Raw genomic sequence first — 7,852 nt, forward strand, 5'->3', positions numbered from 1 at the left:
TCGCTTCGGCCCATCCCACGAGGGAATCAGCGAAACCCGACCCGCGCAAGGGGGTGGGTAATTACGCGTGGCCGGTGTTTTTTTTCGCGTGATGCCGTGACGTTTGAAGAAGCGCGACAGGCTGCTTACTCCGACCCGCAGGCCGCGCTTCGCCAGCTTCTCCTGTAGCTCCGTCAGGAAGATCTCGGGCTTGGCCTCGTAGGTCGAAACGATCAGGTCGGCTTGCGCTTCGATCGTCTGCGAACGCTGATCCCCGCCCATCGGCTTGGGTGCGATCCGCCCTTCTTGCGCGAAGCTCTCGTACCAGCGGATCGCGCTGGTCGGGCTTACGCCGAACCGCTTGGCCGCCTGACGGCGCGACGCGCCTTCCTCGACGGCGGCCACGACACGCTCGCGCAGATCGACGGATAGGGCAGATGGCATGCGGCTCTCCTGCGAAAGCCGCGAAGAGAATCACATCAAACCCCAACCGGTAAACCCTATTGATTCAGCCCGGTCGGATGCCGCTCTAGTCCATGCTGGGCGGCAAAATCGCTTAGCGAAACTTGCGATCGCTGTAGCGCTCCTTTCACTGTGTGCCTAGTGCCCTGACTCAGACGGATGGTTCAGGGGCACGGTTGAGGGCATCGAAGATGGCGGCGGCGGGCTTTGTCCAGACGAAGGGACGGGCGCTGCGGTTGTGCTCGGCGATGTAGCGTTTGATGGCGGCCTGCAGGTCGACGATGCCGGTGAAGGTGCCGCGTTGCAGGCGTCGGCGTGTCAGCGAGGAGAAGAAGCCCTCGACGGCGTTGAGCCAGGAGGCCGAGGTCGGGGTGAAGTGGAAGGTCCATCGCGGGTGGCGGGTGAGCCAGGCGCGAACCTTTGGGTGCTTGTGGCTGCCGTAGTTGTCGAGCACGACGTGGATCACCTTGCCCGCGGGGACGGCCGCCTCGACGGCGTTGAGGAAACGGATGAACTCACCGTGGCGATGGCGCTGCATGCAGCGGCCGAGCACCGTGCCTTCCAGGACATCGAGGGCGGCAAACAGCGTCGTGGTGCCGTGGCGGGTATAGTCGTGCGTCTGAGCGGCAGGATGCCCGGGGCCGAGCGGCCGGGCGGGACGGGTGCGTTCCAGGGCCTGGATCTGGCTCTTCTCGTCGATGGACAGCACGACGGCATGGGCGGGCGGGTTCATATAGAGCCCCACCACATCCTCGACTTTTTTGGCGAAGGCCGGGTCGTGCGAGCGCTTGAAAGTCCGCACCCGATGCGGTTGCAGGCGGTGCTCCTGCCAGATCCGCTGCACGGAGCGGAGTGAGATGCCGGTCCGCGCAGCGACGGCGCGGCCGGTCCAGTGCGTGACCTCGTCCGGCGGTTCCGAACAGGTCAGCGCCAACACCTTCGCCACTGTGCGAGTGGAATGCGGCGGGGTGCCGGGTGGGCGGGTCTTGTCGCGCAGCAAGCCCTCGACGTCTTCCTCGGCAAAGCGCTGCTGCCAGCGCCAAACGGCCGGTCGGCTGACGCCAGCCTGTCGAGCCACGTCCTGCACGCTCAGGCGTTCGGAGGAGAGCAGGACAATGCGCGCCCGTAGGATGTGCTTGAGAGGGCGGGATCGATCTCCGGCGATCGTGGCAAGCGCCGACTGGGTGGCGTTGTCGAGGAGCACGCAGAGGGTCTGGGCCATCCCCCAGACTCGCATGCATCAAGCCCCGCGTGAATCCTCTGACCGCGTCACTGCACTAGTCGTAGCGCAGATGTGAAAAACCTGTCCCATAACGTTCCTCGGCATGCAACGACTTCAGCGAAATTGATGCCATCACACCTCGAGATTGCCCAGCCAACCATGGGAGATCTACCACCAGAGAATAAAAAACCGGGCTGAGGAAACAACACTTTCTATAACAATTATTTCCTCAGCCCCAAAGCGACATATCACTCCGCTATAGAAAAATCTTCTCTATTCTTTGTTAGATTTTCAGAATAAAATCTATCGTTGGATAATTGATTCCCCCAAGTGTTTTTCATGTAATCTATCTCTCTATTAAATCGCTCTATCTTCAGAGGGGAGTCTTCGGCACCCCGACTAATTGATTCATGGTGATATAGCTCAGCAAATGGAGACCACACATTGATGTAACCGGCGCGATCCACCTTCATGCAAAAATCCACATCATTGAATGCGACCTTCAAATCTATCTCGTTTAATCCCCCAACCTCAATAAAAATCTCCTTTCTTATTACTAAGCAGGCAGCAGTAACCGCTGATACATTGTGTGTTACTTTCAGCCGATAATAATAACCTGGGCTTTCACCTGGAAAATGCTTATGTGAATGGCCAGCGACTCCGCCAAGCCCAAGCACAACACCTCCATGCTGCAAGCTTCCATCGGAGTAGTAGAGTTTCGCGCCTACGCAACCAATCTCCTTACGAAGCGCTAGACTTGACATTTCATCTAACCATTCTGGGCTTATTATCTCGATGTCATTATTCATCAAGCAGATTAGTTCGCCACGAGCGTGCTTTACTGCCAAATTATTCATAGCTGAATAATTAAATGGCTCATCAAATTTTACAACCGTAATAAGATTTACATCTAATGAGTTGAGGTATTCTATTGTTTTATTCTCGCACGACTGATTATCAACGATGATTATTTCAAAATTTCTATAAATTGTTTTATCCAGTATTGAGTCTATACACTTTTGCAAAATATCTACATGATCTCTCGTAGGTATGATAATGGAAACAAGGGGTTTATGTGAGCCGATGTTATATTTAACACGATAGCATCCAATTTCTTCTAATTTTTTTACTTCGGCATTTATATTTGAGCGGGCAATATGATTACTGAGAGCTCTATAGCCTGCCTCAAAAGGATAGTTTTTTTGACTAGGGTCCATTGCAACTGAACCAGGGATTGAGCGCCAATGATAGAGAATTTTCGGTATGTGGACAATATCTTCTGGCTTTGACAATTCTATTAATTTCAAAATCATATTATAGTCTTGACTTCCTTCAAAGCCAAGCTCCCAACCTCCAACCTGTCGCACCTTATCAGCCCTAAAAACAGTAAGATGATTGAAATAATTTTGGCTTCTAATCAAGTCGATTGAAAAATCAGGCTTAAAGAAAGGGGAATATCTAAACTTACCGTCATCGGTAATTTTGTCTTCGTCACTATAAATTATATTAACGTTCGTGTTTTTGTTAATCGCAAAAGCTACTTCAGCCAAGGCATTTTCAGTAAAAACGTCATCATGATCTAGTAGAGCGAGCCACTCTCCTGTTGATACTTCTAATGCTGAATTCGTGCACGCACAGATATGTCCATTCGTATTTCTGGAAACAAATTTGACTCTTTTTTCCTTTTTAGCATAGCGCTTTAATAGCTTTCTCACTCGGACATCAGTGGAATTATCGTCGGCAATGCAAAGCTCCCAATTATTGTACAATTGCGACGTTACCGATCGAATTGCTTCTTTTAGGAGATGAATATCTGTGTTATAAGTCGGCATTAGCACTGATATTTTAGGCTTATGCAGAAGATTATCTATTTTAACTAAATAAGACGCTTTATCTCTGCTAGAAATATAGTCATATTTATTAATCCACTGATTATATGAGGGGTCTTTACTATGAGTAGAATTGCTATAATGGCTGGGCAATATGTATATATTGCTCTCGGTGTTAAGGCGATAAAATTCTTTTATTGTTGGGAAAAAGCTTGTTATGCTGCTCCTTTGGCGCCATGCCTCGCCAAATTGGGCCTTAAGCACCGAAATTTCACTTACGGACTTAATAGAGAAGTTTAAGTGACGAATAATTCCAACTTCTTCAGTTGGGTCAAAACGTACTTGCTTTGCGGGCTTGTTTATAAATACGATGCATTCTAGTAAGCCACCACTCCCGCTAGACAAAAAGCAGCTGTCTGCACTAGAGAACCCGTCGCCAAAATCAAAGAAAACGTATGGCATCGACCGTATATTTCTAACGGAACTAGAAATTCTATACCATCCTCTCTGAAGAGATGGTACGCTGTCATAGAATATTTTCGGATCGTTAGACGTTGCCTGTAAGCAGCCATTCTTCAATATTATATCTTCTATTCGATTCAACTGTAACGATTCAGAGTTAGATACACCTGACACGTGGGAGCATAACGTGCCATAACCTTCATCTTTAAATATAGATCGCCCTTCTGAATGGCCGTGTGTCAGATAGTGGCGGACAGGGTGAGCCTTATTCCCCCGAAGATCTTCGTTTTCTTCAATATACTTTACAACGTCAAATCCAATAAGCCCATCTGGGATGTAACTAAAATTCCTCCTTATGTTTGCGGGCAAAACATTCAGTAGATGCATAGTGCTTGATCGATATATAGCTTCTGATGCTCTAAGGTCCTGGATTACTTCTTCGTTATTTGATACTTCTTTGTTTAGCATCAAGCAAGTTTTTTCAAGAACCGCTATTTGATTTTGTTTTTCGGCTTGGTTCAGTAATAGATTTTCTATTGCCTTTTGTTTTTCGGCTTGGTCTAGTAATAGATTTTCTATTACCTTTTGTTTTGTCTCTATTTTTTCTGCATTTTGTTCATAAACTATTTTTTTAATTTTTTGAGCAACTTTATGTATAGCTTTCATTTACACCTCTTTTAGATTATATTCTATAGTGCTCTAAGTATTATTAGGTTTGACTTGTATCGATATATAATCCTTAATTTCTTATAAAGTCACCGCTCTTATAAATCGCACCTCATAAAAATTATCGCTGTATTTTTCATCAATAACTTGCACACGGTGATTTTACCTGAGGGAATAGGATTTACAAGTTTGGAATTGCTTTGAAAGATTAGGGAGCCGACAAAATTGTTTTCGCGTAGATCCTGTAACTTTAAGTTTATAAACCCATAGCTGCCCGCTTTAGAAATTAACATAAGAGCCTTCTTGGCGGACGCCGCTTCCATTTGCACCTGACCCTCGATCCTCGTAAAATCCTATCAGGAGGGCATCTAACTCAAACGTGTGCAGTGCGACAATCGAGATGGCGGACTGATCCTGTTCGTGCCTCCCGCTCAAGCTTGGCTGTCCTTTGTAATGCGTATAAAATATAGCGCGGTGACGCGGTCAAAGAATGCATGAGTCCGGTGATCCATGTGAGGCTCAGCGCTGGTTCAGATCGTTTGCATGCTCCTCTACAATGCCAATGGGTCAGCGCTTACCCTACTCGCCGGCGATCGATCTCGCTGCCTCAAGCAAGTCTTGTGCGCGCGTATCGTGCTGCTCTCAGTAGAGCGTCTGACCGTGTACAAGGTTGCTCGGCGAAACGGCGTCAGCCGGCCGGCCGTTTGACGAAGACAGCAGGGCTTCGCAGAGGAGGCAGTCAAGGGCCTGCTACGCGACAAGGCCCCCTCACTTAGCACTGTGCGATATTCCACATGTACGGTCGCGAGGATGCTGACGCTGACTTGTTTGGGGTCGTCTAACGAGGTCACACACTTGACCGTATGATCCGCCCCCACGAGGTGGTTCAAGGGTAAAGTTATTGCACGGTAGGCCGCTTCGCCACGGGTCGCTTGGCCGGCGAAGCTGGTTGAGCGAACGCAGCCGGCCAATTGGACGACCTTCGCAACGAACTCCGGGCGGTTATCCTAACGGGTATGGCTCGGTATCCCCGAACTTGATCCAATTTAAGGCCGCCAAACTCACGTCGCCCCCGGTCGTATGTCACCGAGCTCACAATGAGCATGCGGATTGCATCGGCTACGCTCTGGCCCCGTAAGACCCCGTTTCATAAGACCCTGTTTCATAAAGCTCGGGCGATCCGTCTGACGAGGATCATGGCTGCGGCGAGGACGAAGAAGGCGAGCGCAGAGGACGGGGTAGCCTCGTGGTCGCGAGCCAACCTGCGGCAGCGGGCGATCCAACTGAGCGTCCTCTCGATGACCCACCGCCTGGGCTGCACCGCAAAGCCCTTCTGGCCCTCCTTGGGTTCGACAATTTCGACCGTGATGGTCGTGGCTGCGCCAACACGCTCGCCTCGATAGGCACGGTCGGCAAAGCAGTGGGCTAGGAAGGGAAACAGTCCGCGCGAGGCTCGAAGCAGGGCAATCGCGCCGTGGCTGTCGTGCAGGTCAGCGGGTGAGACCGCAGCCACGAGCAGGCGCCCGTCTGTATCCGTCAATGCGTGGCGTTTGCGCCCGACGACCCGCCGGGCCGGATCGTAACCGCGTTCGCCGGCCACCCCCACGCCACCCGAGCGGGCAGCTTGCGCATCGACGACACAGCCGGTCGGGCAGGCCTCACGTCCGACGCGCTCACGGTCAGCCATCGTGAGGGCATGAGCGAGGCGCTCGAACACGCCTGTCTGCGAGAGACGCAAGAACCAGCGATGCACCGTGCTCCACGGCGGGAAGTCCAGCGGCAGATGCCGTCGAAGACCGCGCGCAGGGGCCGGCGCCATGGGCGGCCTGTGCTGGACGGCGCAGGCAGAAGCGGCGCAAGCACCGCCCACTCGGCATCGCTGAGATTGGTTGCGTAAGGCAGGCTCTCGCGCGCAAGCTCGGCGCGGGCGACGGGCCGATCGCAGATCGGCGGGCGTCCACATCGGGGTTCCTGGGTAAGCGTCAGACACTCTCCCAACGCCTGCGATGCTCGCCGCTCACCCAATAGCTAAGCTGCTCTGCCCATTATGAAACGGGGTCTAACGCTCGTGCCAGGCGTCTGACGAGGATCATGGCGGCTGCCAGGACGAAGAAGGCGAGTGCGGAAGAGGCCGTCGCCTCGTGATCACGGGCGAGCCTGCGGCATCGACTGATCCATCCGAAGGTTCGCTCGATGACCCAGCGTCGCGGTTGAACCGCAAAGCCCTTCTGTCCCTCGTCGGGCGCAATGATCTCGATGGTGATCGCCGTCGCGGTGCCGACGCGCTCGCCTCGATAAGCTCGGTCTGCGAAGCAGTGCGCCAGGAACGGCCAGAGACCGCGCGAGGCACGCAAAAGCGCAACGCCTCCATGGCTGTCGTGGAGGTCAGCAGGCGAGACGGCGGCGATCAGAAGACGGCCATCCGTGTCGGTCAGCGCGTGGCGTTTGCGGCCCACCACACGCCGAGCTGGATCGTAGCCGCGTTCTCCATCGACGCCGACGTCGCCCGAGCGCGCCGCCTGCGCATCCATGACGGCACCCGTCGGGCTGGCCTCACGCCCGGCTCGCTCGCGGTCGTCCATCGTGAGAGCGTGGGCGAGGCGATCGAACACGCCCGAAGCTGACAGGCGCAAGAACCAGCGATGCACGGTCGACCAGGGTGGGAACTCATGCGGCAGGTGCCGCCAAGCGCAGCCTGTCCGTAACACATACAGGACGCCATCCAGCACCGACCGCATCGGCCAGCGCCAGGGGCGACCCCTTGATGCGGGACTAGGCAGCATCGCGCCAACGACGGCCCATTCAGTGTCGGTGAGGCAGGTTGCGTAGGGGCGGCTTTCGCGCGCAAGCTCGGTGCGAGCGGTAGGGGTCCACATCGGCGATCCAGGGTGAGCGTCAGACACTCTCCCAACGCCCGCGACACCTGCCGCTCACCCCATTATGAAACGGGGTCTGAGATCAGTACGTCCGCTTGCCGTAGCTTGGCGACGATCTCCTTGGGTTTTGAAGGATTTACCATCTTGTCATTCCTGCAACCTCAAAATCCATACCAAAAGGGCAGACCACTTCAATGGTGTCGAACCAGAAATAGCCAAATCAGCAGTGCCATCTCGACAGACTGTTGCTCTTGGTCTACCAAGCAAGGCAAACGCCTGAAATTATGGTCTAAAGACAACGCTTACGATGCCATATGTTTCATTTAAGGATTATAGATGGACGTGATCGAGACCCG

At 53.1% G+C, this 7,852-nt stretch carries 4 protein-coding genes and 1 pseudogene; all 5 read right to left on the bottom strand.

The genetic code is table 11. The features are described 5' to 3' along the window. Window positions 1-423, bottom strand: a 423-nt coding sequence (locus MFF13_RS20855) for a helix-turn-helix domain-containing protein (protein ID WP_238272870.1), incomplete at its 3' end; no start/stop codon positions are given. A 169-nt stretch (window positions 424-592) separates the two neighbouring features. After that, window positions 593-1,663, bottom strand: coding sequence for an IS630 family transposase (locus tag MFF13_RS20860; RefSeq protein WP_238272871.1), 1,071 nt, complete (start codon window positions 1,661-1,663; stop codon window positions 593-595). Between the two features lie 248 nt (window positions 1,664-1,911). Next, window positions 1,912-4,620 carry a glycosyltransferase family 2 protein gene (locus MFF13_RS20865; RefSeq protein WP_238272872.1) on the bottom strand — a complete coding sequence of 903 codons (2,709 nt, stop codon included), beginning with the start codon at window positions 4,618-4,620 and terminating at the stop codon, window positions 1,912-1,914. 1,162 nt (window positions 4,621-5,782) lie between these two features. After that, window positions 5,783-6,567, bottom strand: a pseudogene (locus MFF13_RS20875) (IS5 family transposase). A 98-nt stretch (window positions 6,568-6,665) separates the two neighbouring features. Then, window positions 6,666-7,496, bottom strand: a complete 831-nt coding sequence (locus tag MFF13_RS20880; protein WP_238272873.1) for an IS5 family transposase — start codon at window positions 7,494-7,496, stop codon at window positions 6,666-6,668. Window positions 7,497-7,852 lie beyond the last annotated feature (356 nt).

Origin of the sequence: Methylobacterium cerastii (assembly GCF_022179125.1) — a bacterium.
Lineage (GTDB): Bacteria > Pseudomonadota > Alphaproteobacteria > Rhizobiales > Beijerinckiaceae > Methylobacterium > Methylobacterium cerastii.